This window comes from Chloroflexia bacterium SDU3-3 (genome assembly GCA_009268125.1).
Lineage (GTDB): Bacteria > Chloroflexota > Chloroflexia > Chloroflexales > Roseiflexaceae > SDU3-3.
On sequence record WBOU01000009.1, the window covers coordinates 118,671 to 136,371 of the forward strand.

15 protein-coding genes, 1 tRNA gene and 1 pseudogene are annotated in these 17,701 nt (G+C 66.3%); 5 read left to right on the forward strand and 12 right to left on the reverse strand.

From position 1 onward, the window contains the following. The first annotated feature begins 116 nt into the window (after nt 1-116). Nucleotides 117-192 (forward strand) — tRNA-Arg (locus F8S13_16155). A gap of 8 nt (nt 193-200) precedes the next feature. Here F8S13_16155 and F8S13_16160 read toward each other — a convergent pair. The 4 genes from F8S13_16160 to F8S13_16175 all read right to left on the reverse strand — a co-directional run bounded on the left by F8S13_16160 (nt 201) and on the right by F8S13_16175 (nt 3,272). After that, nucleotides 201-728 (reverse strand): adenine phosphoribosyltransferase, encoded by a 528-nt coding sequence (locus tag F8S13_16160; protein KAB8142073.1) that lies wholly within the window; start codon nt 726-728, stop codon nt 201-203. A gap of 52 nt (nt 729-780) precedes the next feature. Next, on the reverse strand, nt 781-1,749 hold the full coding sequence (locus F8S13_16165; protein KAB8142074.1) for a hypothetical protein: 969 nt from the start codon (nt 1,747-1,749) through the stop codon (nt 781-783). Nucleotides 1,750-1,820: 71 nt separating this feature from the next. After that, nucleotides 1,821-2,189 carry a hypothetical protein gene (locus tag F8S13_16170; GenBank protein ID KAB8142075.1) on the reverse strand — a complete coding sequence of 123 codons (369 nt, stop codon included), beginning with the start codon at nt 2,187-2,189 and terminating at the stop codon, nt 1,821-1,823. 324 nt (nt 2,190-2,513) lie between these two features. Further along, nucleotides 2,514-3,272, reverse strand: coding sequence for an MBL fold metallo-hydrolase (locus tag F8S13_16175; GenBank protein KAB8142076.1), 759 nt, complete (start codon nt 3,270-3,272; stop codon nt 2,514-2,516). 411 nt (nt 3,273-3,683) lie between these two features. Between F8S13_16175 and larC the strand changes: the two genes are divergently transcribed. Continuing rightward, a complete protein-coding gene (gene larC / locus F8S13_16180; GenBank protein KAB8142077.1) occupies nt 3,684-4,934 on the forward strand; it encodes a nickel pincer cofactor biosynthesis protein LarC in 1,251 nt (416 codons plus the stop codon). On the opposite strand, the gene F8S13_16185 is transcribed toward larC, so the two are convergent. Both F8S13_16185 and F8S13_16190 read right to left on the reverse strand, forming a co-directional pair. Then, nucleotides 4,931-5,377: a MarR family transcriptional regulator gene (locus F8S13_16185; protein KAB8142078.1), complete on the reverse strand. Its 447-nt coding sequence runs from the start codon at nt 5,375-5,377 to the stop codon at nt 4,931-4,933. The genes larC and F8S13_16185 overlap by 4 nt on opposite strands. Nucleotides 5,378-5,450: 73 nt before the next feature. Continuing rightward, nucleotides 5,451-7,187, reverse strand: a complete 1,737-nt coding sequence (locus F8S13_16190) for an MFS transporter (GenBank protein ID KAB8142079.1) — start codon at nt 7,185-7,187, stop codon at nt 5,451-5,453. Nucleotides 7,188-7,655: 468 nt separating this feature from the next. Here F8S13_16190 and fabD point away from each other — a divergent pair, with 468 nt between their 5' ends. Both fabD and fabF read left to right on the forward strand, forming a co-directional pair. Then, a complete protein-coding gene (fabD, locus tag F8S13_16195) occupies nt 7,656-8,624 on the forward strand; it encodes an ACP S-malonyltransferase (GenBank protein ID KAB8142080.1) in 969 nt (322 codons plus the stop codon). 78 nt (nt 8,625-8,702) lie between these two features. Then, nucleotides 8,703-9,941 (forward strand): beta-ketoacyl-ACP synthase II, encoded by a 1,239-nt coding sequence (gene fabF / locus F8S13_16200; protein ID KAB8142081.1) that lies wholly within the window; start codon nt 8,703-8,705, stop codon nt 9,939-9,941. Between the two features lie 373 nt (nt 9,942-10,314). Here the strand turns inward: fabF and F8S13_16205 are convergent, their stop codons facing one another. The 3 genes and pseudogenes from F8S13_16205 to F8S13_16215 form a co-directional block, all read right to left on the reverse strand. Further along, complete coding sequence (locus tag F8S13_16205) at nt 10,315-10,737, reverse strand: SRPBCC domain-containing protein (protein ID KAB8142082.1); 423 nt, start codon at nt 10,735-10,737, stop codon at nt 10,315-10,317. Between the two features lie 62 nt (nt 10,738-10,799). Beyond that, nucleotides 10,800-11,024: pseudogene (locus tag F8S13_16210) on the reverse strand (hypothetical protein). Next, nucleotides 11,005-11,655 (reverse strand): dienelactone hydrolase family protein, encoded by a 651-nt coding sequence (locus tag F8S13_16215; protein ID KAB8142083.1) that lies wholly within the window; start codon nt 11,653-11,655, stop codon nt 11,005-11,007. Before F8S13_16215 ends, F8S13_16210 begins: the two are co-directional and overlap by 20 nt. Before the next feature lie 92 nt (nt 11,656-11,747). Between F8S13_16215 and F8S13_16220 the strand changes: the two genes are divergently transcribed. Continuing rightward, on the forward strand, nt 11,748-12,719 hold the full coding sequence (locus F8S13_16220; GenBank protein ID KAB8142084.1) for a YafY family transcriptional regulator: 972 nt from the start codon (nt 11,748-11,750) through the stop codon (nt 12,717-12,719). On the opposite strand, the gene F8S13_16225 is transcribed toward F8S13_16220, so the two are convergent. The 3 genes from F8S13_16225 to F8S13_16235 all read right to left on the reverse strand — a co-directional run bounded on the left by F8S13_16225 (nt 12,716) and on the right by F8S13_16235 (nt 17,578). Beyond that, on the reverse strand, nt 12,716-13,330 hold the full coding sequence (locus F8S13_16225; GenBank protein ID KAB8142085.1) for a bifunctional 4-hydroxy-2-oxoglutarate aldolase/2-dehydro-3-deoxy-phosphogluconate aldolase: 615 nt from the start codon (nt 13,328-13,330) through the stop codon (nt 12,716-12,718). The genes F8S13_16220 and F8S13_16225 overlap by 4 nt on opposite strands. Before the next feature lie 264 nt (nt 13,331-13,594). Further along, nucleotides 13,595-15,439 carry an APC family permease gene (locus F8S13_16230; protein ID KAB8142086.1) on the reverse strand — a complete coding sequence of 615 codons (1,845 nt, stop codon included), beginning with the start codon at nt 15,437-15,439 and terminating at the stop codon, nt 13,595-13,597. Between the two features lie 426 nt (nt 15,440-15,865). Next, entirely contained in the window at nt 15,866-17,578 is a 1,713-nt protein-coding gene (locus F8S13_16235) for an HAD-IIB family hydrolase (protein KAB8142087.1), read from the reverse strand. Nucleotides 17,579-17,701 lie beyond the last annotated feature (123 nt).

Consider the following 17,701-nt stretch of genomic DNA (forward strand, 5'->3'; position numbering starts at 1 on the left):
GCGGGTAGCCGCTTGTCAAATACATAATGTCATTTTTTATTGCTGAGACCCCATTGGCTCAGCAGGGAAACACTTGACAGCCCTGGAAAAAGCAGCTACCATCGTTACCTGGATAGGGAGCCGTAGCTCAATGGACAGAGCATCCGCCTTCTAAGCGGGTGGTTGTGGGTTCGAATCCCGCCGGCTCCGCCAGCCTTCCCCTAGTACTTCAGCAGCGAGAACACCGAATACTTCGACAGCTTCTCGCGCCCGCCCAGGAAGCCCAGCTCGATAATAAACGCGGCCTCATCGACCACGCCCCCGGCCATCTCTACCAGCTCGCATGCGGCGTGCACGGTGCCGCCGGTGGCCAGCAGATCATCTACCACCACCACGCGGCTCCCTGCAGGCAGCGCGTCGCGGTGGATCTCCAGCACATTCGAGCCATACTCAAGCTGGTACTCAAGCTGGTAGGTTGCGGCGGGCAGCTTGCCGGGCTTGCGCACCGGCACCAGCCCCACGCCCAGCTTGTAGGCCAGCGGCGCGCTAAAGATAAACCCGCGCGACTCGATCCCCACCACCGCGTCGATCTGGCGGCTGGCGTAGCGCTCGAACAGCAGGTCGATCACCTTCGCCAGAGCCGCGCCATCGCGCAGCAGGGTGGTGATATCTTTAAATTGTACCCCAGGAATGGGAAAATCGGGAATATTCCGAATATACTTATCAAGCTCTGGATGTTCTTGCTCCATAGCCAATGCCATCTTTCCCAACGAGGCCGCATAGGCGGCCAAACGTGAACATCTAGAACCACTTTTGTCGGCGGGCGACCCCATACACCCCGCCAACCAGCAGCAGCAGCACCGCCACCGCCGCGCCGAAGGGGATGGGCAGCGACAGCGGCGGCAGCGCCACCGCCAGGGCCGCCAGCGCAGCCACCAGGGCCAGCGGCACCAGCAGCACCAGAGCCAGCGCCATGGTGCGCTGCGCCAGCCCCTGCTGCTGCACGCTGCGCGCCAGCACCACCCGGCCCGCCGCAGCGACACGCTCGTGCTGCTCGTCGGCCAGCGCCGAGAGCTTGTGCGCGCCATCGCCGATATCGCCAAAGAAGCGCTCGGCGTCGATCTTCAGGAAGGGCAGATCGAGGTGCCGCAGGGCGTCGCACATGCTCCGATTCGGGCTGAGCATGTGGCGCAGCGCCAGCGAGTCGCGCTCGAGCTGGGCCTGGGCGGGCAGCAACTTCTCGGGGTCGGATGTGAACAGCCGCTGCTCGAACTGGCCGAGCTGCTCATCCAGGTGGTAGATCACCGGGAAGCTCTGTTTGATCAGCGTGTCGAGCACGCGGTAGAGCAGGTAGCCGCTGCCACGGCCCAGCACCTGCTTACGGGCAGCCTCGTCGCCTGCTGCTGCGGCAAACAGCCGCCGCAGCGGCTTGACGTTGCTATCGTGGATAGTCACCACAAAATCACGGCCCGCGAAGATATCGATCTCGCTCACCGCCGGGCGCTGGTCGCGGTCGAAGACCGGCACCTGCACCACCACAAAGAGGTACTCGTGCGTTTCGTGCACATCCAGCTTGGGCAGCTGGATGGTTGAGAGCACATCATCAAGCGCGAGTGGGTCGAGCCGCAGCCGCTCGCGCAGATAGGCGATATCGGTGTTGACCGGCTGCGGCAGGTCGATCCAGGTAAGGCCATCAAGCTCGACTTCGCGCCGCCGTGTGGTTGGCCGAGCAATGCTGGTGGTAGGAATAGGACGAGTACGACTTTCCATGCATCCCCGCACACAAAAAGGCCAGATGGCAAACCATCCGGCCTATGCGAAGCAGCCCAGAGGATACGGCACTAGACTAGCCGCACGAGCTCGTTGGCAGTGCGCTTCATGTCAAGGAATACAAGTCCGAGCTTTGCTTTGGAATGAGCAAGCGCCGTGAGCACTGCCTCTTCACCGATCGAGGTGAGAAGCACGAAACCGTTCTCGCCACGAACGAATACCTGATCGAGCTGGCCGCGACGAAGCTCTGTGGCAATTCGCTCACCGAGCGAAAGCATAGCAGCGCTCATCGCAGACACCCGGTCCTCTTCGACATCGGCTGGCAGCGCGGAGGCCATGATCAAGCCGTCGACACTTACGACAGCCGAAGCCTCGATATCGGGGGTATTCATCTGCATCGTCTTCAGATGCCGCACCATCTCTTCGGTTCTGCTAGCCATTCAGATCCTCCTGTAAGGCCGTCCGCGAATGTTGGACGTAGCTGCGCCGTGTGTGTGCAGATATAAGGAAAGCGACAACCCAACTTGGGCGTGCCGTCTCAGACAGCCGCTTTCGCCCATTCTACAACACTTTCCGGTTCAGGGCAACTATAATTCGCAGAGATCCGGCACACAAAAAAACACAAAATGTGATCAAAATACCATAGATTCACAGCAATCGATGCTATCCCAAGACCATGATACCATCAAAGTAGATCTTTGTTGGCACAAAATCAGCATGGTGCTTCATCTGGCGTCTTTCTTGAGATCCACCGACATCATTGCCTAGAGAAAATATTCGCCAAACTCGCGCCCGATCTCGGCCTCGCCAACAAACCCGCCGATACGCACCTCTTCGATCGCCTGCGCGGCGCTCATAGTCCAGCGGGGGCTGAAGTGGACGAGAGCCAGGCGGCCCACGCCAGCCTCGGCGGCGATCTTGCCAGCTTGGCGGGGGGTGGTGTGGCCAGGGAACGGCTCGGGCACGGTGGCCTCGTGGATGAGCACCGATGCGCCTTTGGCGAAGCTCACGCTGGCCTCGTGCGGCTCGGTGTCGCCCGCGTAGACCAGCGCCTTGCCGGTGGTGCATTCTTCGAAGCGCAGCCCCAGGCAGGGCGCGCTATGCACCGTGGCCTGGGTAAGCACGCGCACCTGCGGGTCGCCCAGCGGCACCTCTTGGCCCGACACCACCGTCACCCACTCGACGGGCGCTTGGTGCTCGCCCAGCTCGAAGGCGGCCACCACCCGCTGCATCAGCGCCAGCGTCGGCTCGTTGCCATAGATCCGCAGCATGCCCTGGTAGCCTGCCAGCGACAGCTGAAACAGCAGCGCCGCGAGGCCATTGATGTGATCGGCGTGGGCATGGGTGAGGAAGACGCCGCGCAGGCTCAGCGGGTCGAGCTTGGCGCGTAGCAGGCGCTGGTAGGTGCTACCCCCTGCATCGACCAGCAACAGGCCCGATGGCGATTCCCAGACCATATGCGTGTTCTCGCGATCTGGGTCGGGGACAGCCGTGCCAACACCGAGGAGAATCATGCGGAGCATGCCATCACCTTGTCAACTTTCATTGCTACTCATGTGATCTTCGGATGAATTCGCGAAGATGTCAAGCGGCAGAGCAGAACGTTTTTACCACCAAGACGCCAAGGGACAAGGAGAAACAAATACCACGAAGGCGCGAAGACTCGAAGGGAAGAAAACCAATTCACGACTAGTTGGAATCCACATAGAACAGCGAGCTAAGGGGCGCGAAGACCCGAAGGGACGAGGCCCAGTTCACCCCCCAAGCTACTATTATACGAAGCACCAGCCGAGAGGACGCAGAGGCCCTGAGGGGCAGGGCTGCATGGGCTTACAAGGCTGCAGCAGCGCCGCCAAACGTTCCCCCACGCCACAGCAAGGGCGAGATGGTATACTCCCAATACCTAAAATTTCTAGCACAGATAGGGCCTCGCTATGCCAAAAGCATTATACTTTGACTGTTTTTCGGGGATCAGCGGCGACATGGCCCTGGGGGCGCTGCTGGATACGGGTCTCGCGCTTGAGGCGCTGCGCGAGGCGCTCGCCAGCCTGCCCGTCGCAGGCTGGGCGATCGACGCCGAGCGCGGCATGCGTGGCTACCTGAGCGGCACCCGCGCCCTAGTGACCGCACCCGAGCAGCACGTGCACCGGCACCTAGCCGATGTGCGGGCGATCATCGAGGGCAGCCAGCTATCGCAGGCGGTGAAGGAGCGCAGCGTGGCGATCTTCACCCTGCTGGCCGAGGCCGAGGGTGCGATCCACGGCATCGCGCCGACCGAGGTGCACTTCCACGAGGTGGGCGCGCTGGATGCGATCGTCGACATCGTGGGCGTAGTCACCGGCCTGCATCTGCTGGGCATCGAGGCGGTCTACGCATCGCCGGTGCCGCTGGGCACAGGCTGGGGCCGCGCCGCCCACGGGGCGCTGCCCATCCCCGCCCCGGCCACGCTCAGCCTGCTGGCGGCGGCCAAGGCCCCCACTACCGCCGACACCACGCCGTTCGAGTTGGTGACGCCCACCGGCGCGGCGCTGCTGGCTGGGCTGGCCCGCTTTGAGCGCCCGGCGATGCGGTTGGAGCGCGTAGGCTATGGGCTGGGGAAGCGTGACCTGGAGCGTCCCAACGCGCTACGGGTATGGGTGGGCGAGATCGATGCGCCGAGCGACCACGAGCACCACGACCACGAGCACCACGACCACGAGCACCACGACCACGAACATCGCGAAAGCCGAGAAGAGGAAGCTAGGACGGTGCTGCTTGAGACCAATGTTGACAACCAGAACCCCGAGCAGCTGGCCTACCTCGGCAGCCTGCTCCTCGATCTCGGCGCGCTTGACGTGTGGCAGACCGCGATCCACATGAAAAAAGGGCGGCTCGCCACCATGGTGAGCGCGCTGGTGCCCGCCGCGTGCGAGGAGCAGGCGGTCGATGCGCTGATGCGCGAGAGCACGACGCTGGGCGTGCGCCGACGCGCGGTCGAGCGCCACACCTGCGAGCGGCGTGTGGAGCATGTCGACACGCCATTTGGCGCGGTGCGGGTCAAGCGCAAGCTCTGGCAGGGGCGCGATCTGGGGGCGGCCCCCGAGTTCGAGGACTGCGCGCGGATCGCCAGGGAGCAGGGCATCGCGCTACGCGATGTCTACGCCCTAGCGGCCCAGCTGGTGGGGCAGGCGTCCCCGGCCAGCTAGGCCAGCGTCTCGCTCAGCGTGCGCACGTTGGTGCGGATCTGGGCGAGGCAGCGCTCCATCACATCCAGATCCTCGCGGGAGATGTTGTGCATCACCTCCGACTCGAAGTGGTTGCGCCGCTCGATCAGGTTGGCGACCAGCTCGCGCCCGCTCTCGGTCAGCACCACCAGGATGCTGCGGTTATCCTGCGGGTTCGACCAGCGCCGAATCAGGCCCTCTTCCTCTAGCTGCTTGGCCTGCCGCGTGATCGCGGCGGGATCAACCTGCAGATGCTGCTGAAGCTCCGACTGGCTCATCTGGCCGTGGTTGTAGAGGCTGATCAGCACGCGCCAGCGGGCCACGCTGATACCGACCACCTGCTCGAACAGCGGCGTGATGATGTGGTAGAGACGGATCAGCTGCTGGAACGGAGTGCCGGCCTGTGGAGGGGCGATCGGCGTCATGGAAAAACCTCGCTTGCCTTATGTCATATCGCGATCATGCCGGGCGAAAAATGTCGGGCATCGTGACCGTATCCTACAATGCGTGCGCACCGCTGTCGAGAGGCAGATCTGCCGCCGACATCGGCTCCTGGCGCTGCACGGCGCGCTCGTCGATCATCAGCACCAAAATGAGGATCAGCACCGCCGAGGCCAGCGACACCATAAAGCCGGTGCGGATACCCACGGCCAGCGCGTCTTGGGCCTGCGCGATCAGCTGGGCCAGCTGGGTGGGGCCATCGGGGCCGAGCTGCTGGGCCACGGCGCTCAGCTCGGCGCGGGTCTGCTCGCTCACCAGGGCCTGCGGGTCGTGAAAGGCCGACAGCAGCCGCGCATCGGTGCCCGCCGGGGCGCTAGCGGCCAGCGTGGCCACAAACACCCCCGAGACCAGCGCGCCCACCACGGCGGTGCTGAGCGTGCTGCCCATCAGCCGCAAAAACTGCACCATGGCCGTGCTGACGCCCAGCCGCGAGCGCGGCACGCTCGACTGGACGATCACAGTGAGCATGGGCAGCTGCAGGCCCACGCCGATGCCGCACAGCGCCAGCTCGGCCCCGAGCAGCAGCGTGTTCACCTGGGTGCTCACCTGGGTGATCAGGAAGGTGCCCACCAGCAGCAGCCCAGCGCCCACCAGCATCAGGGTGCGGAAACGGCCCACGCGGGCGAAGATCTGGCCGCTGGTGAGGCTGCCCACCGCCATAAACGCCACCAGCGGCGTCAGCAGCGCGCCCGCCGAGCTGGCGCTCATGGCCAGCGCGCCCTGGGCGAACAGCGGGATGTAGAAGGTGAGCGCAAACAGCGCGAAGCCCAGCAGCAGCGAGATGGCGCTGCACAGCGCGATAATGCGGTTGCCGAACAGGTCGAGCGGCATCAGCGGCTCGGGCACGCGCCTTTCGATGATGAAGAAGCCCGCGAAGGCCAGCAGCGCCACCGCCAGCAGCCCGATGATCTGCGGCGAGGCCCATGCGTAGGCGCTGCCGCCCCACTCCACCGCTAGCAGCAGCGCGCTGATCGCCGCCACAATGGTGGCGGTGCCGCCCCAGTCGATGCGGGCCTGCGCGGCGCGCGGCGAGAGGTTGGCGGGCAGCGTCATCCAGATCATCACGATGGCCAGGATGCCGATCGGCAGGTTGACGTAGAACACCGAGCGCCAACCTAGGTGGTCGGTCATCACGCCGCCCAGGCTGGGGCCGAACACGCTGGCCAGGCCGAAGGTGCCGGTGGTGACGCCCTGCCAGCGGGCGCGCCGCTCGGGCTGGGGGAACATGTCGCCCACGCTGGCGAAGGCGGTGGCCTGCAGCATGCCCGCGCCGATGCCCTGGATGGCGCGCGAGATGATCAGGAACAGCATGCTGGTGGATGCGCCCGCCATGGCCGACGCGCCCACAAAGATCACGATTGCGGCCATCAGAAACGGCTTGCGCCCGTAGAGATCGCCCAGCTTGCCCATCACCGGCACCATTACGGTGGAGGTGAGCAGGTAGGATGTGGCCACCCAGGCGTAGAGCTCGAAGCCCTGCAGCTCGGCGATCACGCTGGGCAGCGCGGTGGCCACAATGGTCTGGTCAAGCGCCGAGAGCAGGATGACCAGGGCGATGCCGATCATGGGGATCAGGGCGTCGCGCCCGCTGAGCCCAAGCCCGGTGGGGGCCGCCTGCGCTTGCGGTAGTTCTCGTGTTGCCATGCTCTCTTTCCCTCCTCTGCTCCCATGCGACGCACCCTGCGCCGCGAATGAGAACAGCGCTGCTTGGCTGCGCAGCGCTGTTCTCATCATTGATAAATCAACTTTTGATATATCAAGTAATATACCACAAAATCGCCGCGCTGGCTCGTTCTACAGAAGGATCTCAAAGCCTATTGGCTTGCGCAAACGGGCAACGCTGGAAGCAGCACCGACGTTTGCCCAAGCGCGGTATGCTTCCACGCGAACGCTTGCTTTTTCCTTTCGCGCCTTCCTATCTTCGTGGTGAATGGGGTCTTGTGTTCCTTGGCATCTTGGAGTCTTGGTGGTAAAAACGTTCTACTCGTGAACCTATAGCCCGCGATCCGTTAATGATCGGGGATCGCCAAAGTACGGTTTCTCAACAATGCTGGGTGCCCTACCCAAGAATCTTGACAAGCGTTTTGCACCCTGTTATACTCGCTTAGCCCTACGTTTACATCGGCGTTATTTGGCTTTCTGATGCGTTAGACCTGTCAACGATGCAGGCCACGGCATCCAATTACACAACAGGTGGTTGACGTGGATATCTTTACTTCTCTTCGTGATCGCATCGCCCTGGTATTTCCGGGCCAAGGGTCGCAGTATGTCGGCATGGGCAAGCAGCTCTACGAGACCTCGCCCGCAGCCCGGCAGGTCTTCGACCGCGCCGACAGCGTGCTGGGCTTCCCGCTCTCGAAGCTGTGCTTTGAAGGCCCGCAGGAAGAGCTCGACGACACCTACAACGCCCAGCCCGCCATCCTCACTGTCTGCATCGCCTGCCTCGAAGCCCTGAAGGAAAAGCTGGGCGTGCTGGGCTACGCGCTCGCCCCCTCGATCGTGGCCGGGCACAGTCTGGGCGAGTTTACAGCGCTGGTGGTGGCCGGCGTGCTTGACTTTGACGACGCGCTCAAGCTGGTGCGCGAGCGTGGCCGCCTGATGAAGGAGAGCGGCGACCAGCGCCCCGGCGGCATGGCCGCCGTGATCGGGCTGGACAAGCCGACCCTTGAGCAGGTGGTGGAGGAGGCCCAGCAGGAGGGCGTGGTGACACTGGCCAACGACAACTCGCCCGGGCAGACGGTGCTCTCCGGCGAGGTGGCCGCGCTCCAGCGCGCCATGGAGCTGTCCAAGCAGCGCGGCGCGAAGATCGTGCAGCGCCTGGCGGTCAGCATCGCCTCGCACTCGCCGCTGATGCAGCAGGCCTCGCAGAGCTTCACCAGCCTGCTCAGCCAGTGCACCCTGCGCACCCCCGAGATCCCGCTGATCGCCAACATCAGCGCCAGCGTGATGACCAACGTGGATGACCTGCGCGCCGAGCTTGCCGAGCACCTGACCAAGCCCGTGCAGTGGACGCAGTCGGTGCAGGAGATCACCGCCCAGGGCATCAGCACGATCGTCGAGATCGGCCCCAAGCAGGTGCTCAGCAGCCTAGTCAAGCGGATCACGCCCGACGCCAAGCCCGTGGCGCTGACCGATGCCGAGGTGGTCAAGCTGCTGGCGCTCGAAGCCTAGCAGCGGCCTCGCCCAGACCCTTGATGACAAGGCGAATGGCTCGCCTTGTCATTTTTCCATGCTTCAAAGGAGAAAACTATGCGCCGGGTTGTGATTACCGGTCTTGGTGCGATAACCCCCGTGGGCAACGATGTGCCCACCCTGTGGAAGGCGCTGATGGCGGGCGAGAGCGGCGTGGGGCCGATCACACGCTTCGACGCGAGCGAGTACCCCGTGCGAATCGCTGGCGAGATCAAGAACTTCAAGCTTGACCCGCAGGTGGACCCGCGCGAGGCCCGCCGCGCGTCGCTGTTCTCGCACTACGCGCTGAACGCGGTGATCGAGGCGGTGCGCGCCGCCCAGCTCGACATGACGCAGGAGGACCGCGAGCGGGTGGGTGTGGTGTTCGGCACCGGCGCGGGCGGGCTGGATGTGATCTACGAGAACCACAACACCCTGCGCGAGCGCGGCCAGCGCCGCGTGGCCCCCACCATGATCGCCAACATGATCCCCGATGCGGCCACCGGCCATATCGCCATCCTGCTGGGCGCGCAGGGGCCGAACATGGCGATCACGGCGGCCTGCTCCACCGGCGGGCACAACATCGGCGAGGCCTGGGAGACCATCCGGCGCGGCGACGCCGATGTGATCATCACCGGCAGCAGCGATGCGACCATCCACGCCACCATGGTGGCCTCGTTCGCGAACATGCGCGGCCTGGCGGGCGACAACGAGCACCCCCAGCAGGCCTGCCGCCCCTTCGACGCCCGCCGCGACGGCTTCATCCTCTCCGAGGGCGCGGCGGCCCTGGTGCTAGAGAGCCTCGACCACGCGCTGGCGCGCAACGCGCCGATCGTGGCCGAGATCATCGGCTACGGCAACACCAACGACGCCTACGACATGGTGGCCGCCGACGCCAACGGCGCTGGCATCGCCCGCGCGATGAAGGTGGCCATCCGCAAGGCGGGGATCGCGCCCGAGGATGTGCAGTACATCAACGCCCACGGCACCGGCACGCCGCTGAACGACTCGGCGGAGACAAGCGCGATCAAGTCGGTGCTGGGCGATCACGCCAAGAAGGTGATGGTCAGCTCCACCAAGTCGATGCTGGGCCACATGATGGGCGCGGCGGGCTCGACCGAGGCACTAATCTGCGCGCTGGCCATCCAGAACGGGGTGGTACCGCCGACGATCAACTATGGCGAGCCGGACCCGGCGTGCGACCTGGACTACGTGCCGAACGAGCCGCGCTCGGTGGATCTGGAGATCGCGATCTCCAACTCGATCGGCCTGGGCGGCCATAACTCGGCGCTGGTGCTGCGGCGCTACCACGCCTAGGGTGTCAAAAAAGCGGGCGGCTGGGAGAGATCCCAGCTGCCCGCTTTTTGTGCGTGGTGCCTATGTGAAGCGCTTGAGCCTACTCGCCTCACATGGTGTCATCTTTTCGCCATGTTTGCGCGTTGTTTTGGGGGTCGGTCGGGCCGACCGCTTGCCGCTTCGATGATGATGGTTCCTGGTGTTTGTTTGGTGTGTGCCCTACGCGGGCGGCGGCTAGAGGCCTGCCCCGAGCAACCCCGCGAGGGGGCATCGCCCGCTTCGATCCCCCAATTTGAGGCATTCCCGTGCTGTTCCCTGGCTATGGCCCGGCACGCGCCTCTACACGATTTGCCGCTTCCAAGCGCCTCGCTCATAAAAGTGACCCCATGTGAGCCTACGCATCCCCACACAGCGAGGCCAGCGCATCGAGCGCAGCGTGGTAGAATCGTCGCCGCTGCTCGCGATCTGCCGGGCCGGGCAGGTGCTCCTCGTGGAAGGCCACGGTGGTGCGCTGGCCCTGGGGCAGCAGGCGCAGCTGCACGGTGGATGCCCGCGCATCCCCCGCCCGCCCCAGCGTAAGCCGCAGGTGCGAGCCTTCGCGCAGCACGCGCACCACACCGCCGCGCCCATCGGCCAGGGCGTAGGGCTGGCCCTGGGCGAGCTTGCCGCTGGCCAGCTCGCCCAGCCACACGGCTAGCCCGCGCGGCCCCAGCAGCATGTCCCAGGCCACGCCCAGCGGGATGGGCAGCGTGCGCCGCGCGCCAACCTGAAAGCCCACGTCGCTGGTCTGACCGACCATGGTCTGTTCATCGCTCATATGCCGCTCCTCTCGCAACGCGTGGGGCAGATCTCGTCGTCCGGCCCGCTACCGCCGTCGTCCGGCCCGCTACCGCCGTCGTCCGGCCCGCTACCGCCGTCGTCTGGCCCGCTACCACCGTCGTCCGGCCCGCTACCGCCGTCGTCTGGCCCGCTACCGCCGTCGTCCGGCCCGCTACCGCCGTCGTCCGGCCCGCTACCGCCGTCGTCCGGCCCGCTACCGCCGTCGTCTGGCCCGCTACCGCCGTCGTCCGGCCCGCTACCGCCGTCATGCGGGAGAATTGAGATGCTGCTGGAAGAAGGCCAGCGTGCGATCCCATGCCAGCGCGGCGGCGGCGGGATCGTACTCGGGCCGGTCATCTTCCATAAACCAATGGCCAGCGCCGGGGTAGAGGTGTAGCGTCGCCTCGCGCCCAGCTGCCTGCATCGCCGCGTGCAGCTCGTGCACACCATCCAGCGGCTCCCAGTCATCCTGCTCGGCAAAGTTGCACAGGAAGGCAGCGCTTGTCTGGGTGAAATCGACCATCCTCCCGCCGTAGCACAGCGAGACCGCCCGCACCTCGGGCAGGTTGGCGGCCAGCCAGGTGGACCAGGCCGCGCCCATGGAGAAGCCCACCACGCCCAGGCCGGCGCCGCGCACCGCCGGGTGCTCGCGCAGCGCCGCCCCCGCCGCAAGGCAGAGCCCGCCCAGCGCCTGCCAGTCGCGCTGCTCCATCAGCGCCTCGGCCTCGGGGATGGTGTCGACAACCGCGCCGCCGTTCAGATCGGGCGCGAACACCACGAACCCGGCCTGGGCCAGGCGTTCGGCATAGGCCACGAAGGCGGGCTTGAGGCCCCACCAACCGTGCAGCAGCAGCACGCCGGGGCCAGTGCCGCCCGCAGGCAGCGCCAGGTGTCCAGGAATATCAGAGATCGCCATCGGTCGCTCCTCTCGCTCACATGTTCGCTTCTCTGCATGCAGTATACTGGTGAAAGCGGAAAGATTCAGCCCTATTTCAGAAGGCACGCCCCATGTACAGCCCCACCACCCGGGTGCTCACCGTGCTTGAGCTCCTGCAGTCGCACGACCGCATGACTGCCCGCGAGCTCGCCAGCCGGATCGAGGTCGACCCGCGCACCATCCGCCACTACATCACCGCACTGCAAGATCTGGGCATCCCGATCGAGGGCGAGCGCGGGCGCTACGGGGCCTACCGGCTGCGGCCCGGCTACAAGCTGCCGCCGCTGATGCTGAGCGAGGACGAGGCGGTGGCGATCACGCTGGGGCTGATGGGGGCCAGGGCCATGGGGATGCCCAGCGCGGCGCTGGCGGTGGAGGGCGCGCTGGCCAAGGTGGGCCGCGTGCTGCCCGAGCACCTGCGCGCCCGCGTGCAGGCCATGGAGCGATCCATCACCTTCCACGCCGAGCCGCCAAAGGATGCGCCCGAGGGCGATATACTGCTGGCCCTGAGCCATGCGACCCAGCACAGCCAGCGCGTGTGGATGGCCTACCGCAGGTGGGATGGCGAGCCGAGCGAGCGCCGCCTCGACCCCTACGGCATCGTGCAGCACCGCGGGCGCTGGTACGTCGCCGGGCACTGCCACCTGCGCCGCGAGCTGCGCGTGTTCCGGGTGGATCGGATCGCGGCCATCCGCAGCCTGCCCGAGCCGTTCCAGCGCCCGCCCGACATCAATATCCTCGATGTAGTGCTCACGTCCATCGCCAAGACACCCGGCGAGTGGGAGGCGCAGGTCATCCTGCACACCACCTTCGAGCAGGCCCGCGAGTGGCTGCCCGCCAGCCTGGCGCTGCTGGAGCCAGCCGAGGATGGCGTGCTGATGCGCTGCTTCGCCCAGGACATCGACTGGCTGGCCCACGCGGTGCTGTCGCTGCCCTGCCCACTACAGGTGCTCGGCCCGCCCGCGCTGCACCAGGCCCTGGCCACCCTGGCGCAGCGGGCCGCCCAGTTCGGCAGCCCCGCGCCCGGCGGGCATGGCGGCTAGACCGAGGCGCAGGCCTCGACGAACGAGCGGGCGCGCTGGGCGATCTGCACCCAGTCCTGCGCGGCGATCAGGCGCGGGTCCACCACGCCGCCGCCGATGCCCACCGTGTAGGCCCCGGCGCGGATGTAGGCCGCGCAGTTGGTCAGATCCACCCCGCCGGTCGGCACCAGCTTCAGGTCGGGCAGCGGCCCCAGCACATCCTTGATAAAGCTCGGGCCGAGCGAGCGCACCGGGAAGACCTTGATCATGGGCGCGCCCGCCTGCCAGGCATCCAGGATCTCGCTGGGCGTGAAGGCCCCGCAGATCACCGGGGTGTTCTGGGCGCGGCCCTCGCCCACCACATCCTTGCGCACGGTGGGCGTGACGAGGAACTGCGCGCCTGCCGCGATCGCATCGTGGGCCTGCTGGGCGGTGAGGATGGTGCCTGCGCCGATGCTGGCGGCATCGCCCAGGGCCGCGCGCGCGGCCTCGATAGCGCCCAGCGCGTCGTTGTTGGTCAGGGTGAACTCGATCGCCGTCAGGCCGCCGTTCACCAGCGCCTGTGCCAGCGGCACTGCCTGGGAGAGATCGGCGAGGCGGATGATGGCGATCGGCATCCGTGGAGCGAGCATACCTCTTCCTTTCAATGCCACGGTTTTGTCGCTGGCTATGATACACGAAGTGGCAAGAACCGTTTCGGGCGAATACCACGAAGGTGCGAGGGGGGAAAGAATACCGCTTACCACCAAGGCGCCAAGGCTCCAAGAGCGCAAATACCACGAAGGCGCGAGAAAGAACACCTTTACCACCAAAAAGCCAAAGGCCATAGAAACAGCAGACACACAGAGGCCCTGGGGCAATACGCCCCAGGGCCTCCGCCGCGCACGCAGCTCGCGCTAGCCATCCAGGTGGTAGGGCACGCTCGTCACCACGATGCCACGGTGGAAGAACAGCGCCGCCTTGATCAGCAGGCCGCTCTGGTTGTGCAGCAGGTGCTCCCACCAGTGCGAGGGCACGAACTCGGGCACGACCACTGTCAGCACATCGTCCTTGTAGCGCTCATCCAGCTCGTTCACAAAGCGCAGCATGGGCCGCACCAGGCTGCGGTAGGGCGAGGGCAGCACCACCAGCGGAATGTCGCCCGCCCACTCCTGCCACTTCGCGCGGATCTTCTCGGTGTCCTCGGGGTCGAACTCCACATACAGCGCGGTGGTGTTGTCGGGCGCGATCGAGCTGGCGTACTCCAGCGCGGTGAGCGTGCCGCGGTGCACCCCCGAGACCAGCACCAGCGCGGTGTGGCGGCGCACCGCCATCGGGCGGGCGGCCCCCTCAAGCGAGAGCTGCCTGGCGATCGTGCGGTAGTGTGTGTGGATCGACTGGAACATCAGCACGATGATCGGGATGGCCACCAGCACCGCCCACGCGCCGTGGGCAAACCGCGTGGCGATGATGATGCAGAACACCAGCGCGGTGAGCGCCGCGCCCAGGCCGTTGATCGCCACGCTGCGCCGCCAGCCGGGGCCACGCTCGCGCAGCCAGTGGCGCACCATGCCCGCCTGCGAGAGCGTGAACGAGATGAACACGCCGATGGCGTAGAGCGGCAGCATGGCCTGCTCCTTGGCGTCGAAGATGATCACCAGCACCGAGGCCAGCAGCCCCAGCACGATGATGCCGTTCGAGTAGACCAGGCGGTCGCCGCGGATGGAGAACTGGTGCGGCAGGAAGCGGTCGTGCGAGAGGATGGAGGCCAGGCGCGGGAAGTCGGCGTAGCTGGTGTTGGCGGCCAGCACCAGGATGAGCGCCGTGGCCACCTGCACCACAAAGTAGAACGGGCCGGTGCCCACGATGGTGCGCACCACCTGCGACACCACGCTCTCGCTCTCGCTGGGCATGGCGTTGGTGGCCTGGGCCAGCACCGTGAGACCCAGGAAGATCGCGCCCAGGATGCCGACCATGGCCAGCAGTGTGCGCGACGCGTTCACCGACTCGGGCTTGCGGAAGGCCGGCACGCCGTTCGAGATCGCCTCGACGCCGGTGAGCGCAGTGCAGCCCGCCGAGAAGGCCTGCAGGATGAGGAATAGCGTCACCGTCTGGGCCTGGGTGTGCACCTCGGCGGGCGGGGGCAGCTGCGGCAGCGAGCCGGTGAGCACCAGCCGCGCCACGCCGATGATGATGCAGGCGAACATGCTCACCACAAACAGATAGGTCGGCACCGCGAAGATCGCGCCGCTCTCCTTTAGGCCGCGCAGGTTGATCAGGGTGATGAAGACAATGAAGGCCAGCGCGATCTCCACGCGGTAGCTGGCCAGCGAGGCCACACCCCATGTCGAGGCCAGCGATGTGACCGCGAACACGCCCGCCGAGACCGAGACCGCCACCGTCAGCACATAGTCGATCAGCAGCGAGCCAGCGGCCACCAGGCCGGGGATCTGGCCCAGGTTCTCGTGGGCGACGATGTACGCGCCGCCGCCGCTGGGGTAGGCGTGGATGGTCTGGCGGTACGAGAAGCCCACGATCAGCAGCAGCATGATGATCGCGAGGCAGATCGGGATGGAGAGGTTGAGCGCGCCGATGCCTGCGGTGAGCAGCACCAGCATGATCGCCTCGGTGGCGTAGGCGTTGGAGCTAATCGCGTCGGACGAAAAAACCGCCAGCGCAATAATCTTGCGCAGGCGCTGGTGCTGCTGCTGGTCAGTCGCAAGCGGCTGGCCAACCAGTAGGCGCTTGAACACGCCGATCATAAAATCCTCATCGCCTCAGAGAGCAAGGTCTACCAGATCGATAGCGTTGGCAGGGGTTTTCTTTGGGGCTGTGCCCCAGCCTCCGCCCTGCGCTTCGCGCGTCTATCAAGATCAGGTGGGAATGCTCTATCCTTTCGTGCGGGCCACTGCCCGGCGGAGCAACAGGTTGCTCCTTGGTATCCTAGCACGCTCCTGCGGCGAAAAAAGGGCCGCGGGCATAAAGATCCTATAAAGATTTATGCCCGTGGCCATATTCACTTTAAGGCTTTGTGATGAGGTTTATAAAACGCAACCCTCGGGAATCCTGATAGCAATGTAGGCCCATCTTTATGGCTTTTCCGCTACAATCCCAGAGAATTGGCTCCTATCGCGCCGCGCGGCAGCCATGCGGCGGCGGGCCTGCCACAAGGCCCGCCGCCGCCCGCGCTAGGCCGGCAGCGTGTACTTGGCGTCGATCAGCTCGCGGATGGCGGCGCGGCTCTCGGCGGCGGGCGCGTCGGCGCTGGACTCCACCGCCTGGGCCTGCTCGGCCAGCTCGGGGTCTTTGATCATGTCGCGGAACCAGCGCGAGTAGTCGCCCTGGCGCAGGTGGTGCTGCCAGGTGGCGTCGTCCACACCCTCGGCCAGCTGCATAAACAGCGACAGGTTCTGGGCGCGCAGGTTGAGCTTGCCCTCCGGCCCGCGAAAGTAGAAGCTGCGATCCGCCCCCAGCTCGCCCTCGGCGTACTTGCGGCGGTGGCGCTGGCGCTCGGCCTCGGGCGGCTGCACATGGAAGCGCTGCGGGTCGCCCCCCGCCCCGCGCGACCAGATCAGCGCCTCGCCCGGCTCCAGTGTCACCGGTGGGGATGCCGCCGCGCCCTGCCCCAGCGCACCCCGGAAGTGCGCGATCGCCTGGTCGGGGCGCTCGCCAAAGGCCACCATGGTGTCCACCATCGCCAGCGCGATGCTGGGCAGGTGGTCGGGGTGCACCGTGATCATCAGCACGCCATCCAGCCGCTGGGGCAGCGTGATGCCTGCCGGATCCCAGGTGGCGGGCAGCAGGTGGTGGGCCTCATCCACCACCACCCAGTGCGGGCGGCCCGTGCGGGCGCGCAGCTCCTGCAGGCGCGGCATCAGGCTTTCGAAGAAGGCCGGGCGATCCTCTAGCTTGATGCCCAGCAGGTTCACTACCACGCTCTGGTCGGGCCGCTGCAGCAGGTCCATCACCTCGTCCACGCCGGGCGCGCGCTGGCTGTCGCCCAGCACCACCGCCCCAGCGAACGACTCGTAGTCGCCCTCGGGGTCGATGATGCAGTACTGGTAGCCCTGGGCGGCCAGCTTTTCCAGCATGGCGGTGGCCAGGGTCGATTTGCCGCTGCCCGAGGTGCCCGCGATCAGCACGCTATGGCCCAGCGGCGCGAGCCGCACCGGCTGGCCCTGGGCGGTCTCGCCCAGCACGATCTGCTGGCGGTCGGCGTGGGGCGGCACCTCCAGCAGGTCGTCGGCGATCATCCGCTCGATCAGGGCGGCCACGCCAGCGCCGCGCGGCAGATCCACCACCATATCGGCGCGCTCCTTCAGCATGGGCAGCGCGTTGGCCACCGCCACGCCGCGCTCGCACACCGCCAGCAGCGCGTGGTCGTTCTCGGCGTCGCCCACGCCCACGGCGTTGTGGGGCGAGAGGCCCAGCTCGGCCAGGGCCACCGCCAGCCCGCTGGCCTTGTTCACGCCCGAGGGCAGCACCATCACCGCGCCCTTGTTGAAGATCACCTGCAGCTCCAGCCCTAGATCGCGGATGCACTCCAGCACGGCGGTCTCGTGTGGCTCCCAAGTGGCCACGATCACGCGGCCCACCGCCAGGTTGTCCACGCCGCGCTCGCGCAGCAGGGCCGCGAAGGCATCCGGCGGGCGCTCGGCCAGCGGCAGCTCCTCGCGCGTGGCCGGGCGGTAGAGCAGCGCGCCGTTCTCGGCCACCACGCGGTCGAACAGGTCGATGCGCGGGAACACCCGCAGCAGGTCATCTAGATCGCGCCCCGTCACCAGCACCAGCCGCCGCCCGCTCTCGCGCAGGCGGGTAAGCGCGGCGATGGTGGCGTCATCCACCTGGCCTTCGGTGGCTAGCGTGCCATCGTAGTCGGTGGCAAGTGCAACATAGCGCATAGCGTATCGCCCTTTCTCAGAGTTATCTTGCCCTTCTACCTAGCACCCGCTATGCCAAGCCGCGTGGCGTGGTACGCGAGTTGCTTCTACCACCCCAGAGCGATGGCGCATGCCACTTGTACC